The following is a 2,171-nucleotide window of genomic DNA, read 5'->3' on the forward strand; positions in this document are numbered from 1 at the left end:
GAGGAAACCGCCAAGGCGCGCTGGGCCGACGTCCAGAACAATTACCAGCGTCGCGCCGACCTGATCCCCAATCTCGTCGCCACCGTCCAGGGCTACGCCAAGCAGGAAAAGGACGTGCTGACCGCCGTGATCGAGGCGCGCGCCAAGGCGACGCAGGTCCATATCGACGCCTCGCAGCTCACCGATCCCGACAAGCTGAAACAGTTCCAGGACGCCCAGAACCAGCTTTCCGGCGCGCTCGGGCGTCTGCTCGCGGTCAGCGAGAATTATCCCGACCTCAAATCGAACCAGAACTTTCTCGCCTTGCAGTCCCAGCTCGAAGGCACCGAAAACCGGATCACCGTGGCGCGCCGCGATTATATCGCCGCCGTGCGGGATTATAATCTGACCCTGAGAACCTTCCCGAGCATGTTGTGGGCGATGACGGTGTTCCGGGGCAACAAGCCGATGGCCGAATTCACGGCGACCGACGACGCCCAGAAGCCGCCGCAAGTGAAGTTTTGACCGTGACATTCTGATCGAGCGCGGGGCGCGCCATGGGTGAGGCCCTTTTTCGCAACGCGGTCGCCGTCCGCCTCTGGCTGGCGGCGGCCTTGTGCCTTTGCCTCGTTCTCGCGGCCTCGGCGCTGCGCGCGGAAGCGATTACCTTCCCCGAATTGTCGGGACGGGTGGTCGATCAGGCCAATCTTCTCCCGGCCGACGTCAAGCAGAACCTCGAAACCAAACTGGCCGATCTCGAACAGAAATCGGGCATCCAATTCGTCGTCGCCACGGTCAATTCATTGCAGGGCCAGGAGATCGAGCCCTACGCCAATGACCTTTTCCGGCATTGGGCGATCGGCGAGAAGACCAAGAACAATGGCGTGCTGTTGCTGGTCGCGCCCAAGGAAAAGAAGGTCAGGATCGAGGTCGGCTACGGGCTCGAAGGCACGTTGACCGACGCCTTGTCGAAAATCGTCATCGTCAACGCCATAGCGCCGCGTTTCAAGGCGGGCGATTTCGCCGGGGGAATCACCCGCGGCGTCGATGACGTCATCACCATCCTGACCACCGATTCGAGCGAATGGACCAAAAAGCCGCAAGTCCGCGCGGACCAGTCCGATAACGCCTTCGACGTCATCCTGCCCTTCCTGATCGTGGCGCTGGTGATTTTCATCATCTGGCGCAGCCAAAGCGGGGGACGCGGCGGTGGCCGGCGCGGCGGCGGCGGGCCTTTCATCATCCTGCCCGGTCCCGGTTCGGGCTGGTCGGGCGGCGGCGGCTGGTCCGGCGGATCCTCGGGCGGCGATTGGGGCGGATTTTCCGGCGGCGGCGGCTCGTCGGGCGGCGGCGGGGCCTCGGGAGACTGGTGATGCGCGAGCTTGCGGATGAAAACGCCATCATCGCCGCGGTGCGCGCGGCCGAATCGCGCAGCGGCGGACAGATCGTCTGCGTGCTGGCGCGGCAGAGCTGCGACCCGGCGGCCTTCGCCGCCCTCTACGCCGCCGCGCTGGCGCTGGTGACGCCCTGGCCGCTGCTCGAATGGACGCATTGGTCGGCGCAGGCGGTGTTCGCGGCGCAGATCGGCGTTTTCATTCTCGCTCTCCTGGTCCTGGGCTGGACGCGGCTGGGCATTCTCACGACGCCGCGCGCCGTAAGACGTCGCCAAGCCTATCGCGCCGCGCTGGAACAATTTTCCGCGCGGGGGCTGCGGCGGACCCGCTCGCGCGCCGGCGTGCTGATCTTCGTGTCGCTGGCCGAACATTATGTCCGAATCCTCGCCGACGACGGTCTCGACGGCAAGGTTTCGGAAGCGGAATGGCGCGTCGCGGTCGAGGAAATGACCGTTCACCTGCATGACGGCCGCATTACGGAAGGGTTTGTCGCCGCCATCACGCGCTGCGGCGATCTGCTGGCCCGCGCCGCCCCGCCGGATGGCGGCGGCAACGAATTGCCCGATCATCTGGTGCGGCTGAATTAGCTCAATGAATTTTTACTCAATGGCCGCCGCGCAGCGAGGCCAGTAGCTTCTGGCTGGCGCGCCCGTCGCGCTTCATGCCGATTCGCGCCTGATAATCGGCGATGGCCTCGCGGGTCTTCGTGCCCATCACGCCGTCGATCTTGCCGCCGATGTCATAGCCGCGCTGGGCGAGCAAGGTCTGAACCTCGCGGCGCTCGACGCGTGGAATGCC

At 65.3% G+C, this 2,171-nt stretch carries 4 protein-coding genes; 3 read left to right on the forward strand and 1 reads right to left on the reverse strand.

What is annotated here, in order from left to right; all coding sequences use genetic code 11:
• From ACE3S9_RS18850 to ACE3S9_RS18860, 3 genes are all read left to right on the forward strand, one after another.
• A partial coding sequence (locus tag ACE3S9_RS18850) for a LemA family protein (protein WP_374548013.1) occupies nt 1–504 on the forward strand: 504 nt, incomplete at its 5' end.
• 32 nt (nt 505–536) lie between these two features.
• Nucleotides 537–1,352: a YgcG family protein gene (locus ACE3S9_RS18855; RefSeq protein WP_374548014.1), complete on the forward strand. Its 816-nt coding sequence runs from the start codon at nt 537–539 to the stop codon at nt 1,350–1,352.
• Nucleotides 1,352–1,960 carry a TPM domain-containing protein gene (locus ACE3S9_RS18860; RefSeq protein WP_374548015.1) on the forward strand — a complete coding sequence of 203 codons (609 nt, stop codon included), beginning with the start codon at nt 1,352–1,354 and terminating at the stop codon, nt 1,958–1,960. The genes ACE3S9_RS18855 and ACE3S9_RS18860 overlap by 1 nt, the downstream gene beginning before the upstream one ends.
• A gap of 16 nt (nt 1,961–1,976) precedes the next feature.
• On the opposite strand, the gene ACE3S9_RS18865 is transcribed toward ACE3S9_RS18860, so the two are convergent.
• A partial coding sequence (locus ACE3S9_RS18865) for a peptidoglycan-binding protein (protein ID WP_374548016.1) occupies nt 1,977–2,171 on the reverse strand: 195 nt, incomplete at its 5' end.

It is taken from the genome of Rhodoblastus sp. (genome assembly GCF_041915505.1).
Taxonomy (GTDB): domain Bacteria; phylum Pseudomonadota; class Alphaproteobacteria; order Rhizobiales; family Beijerinckiaceae; genus Rhodoblastus.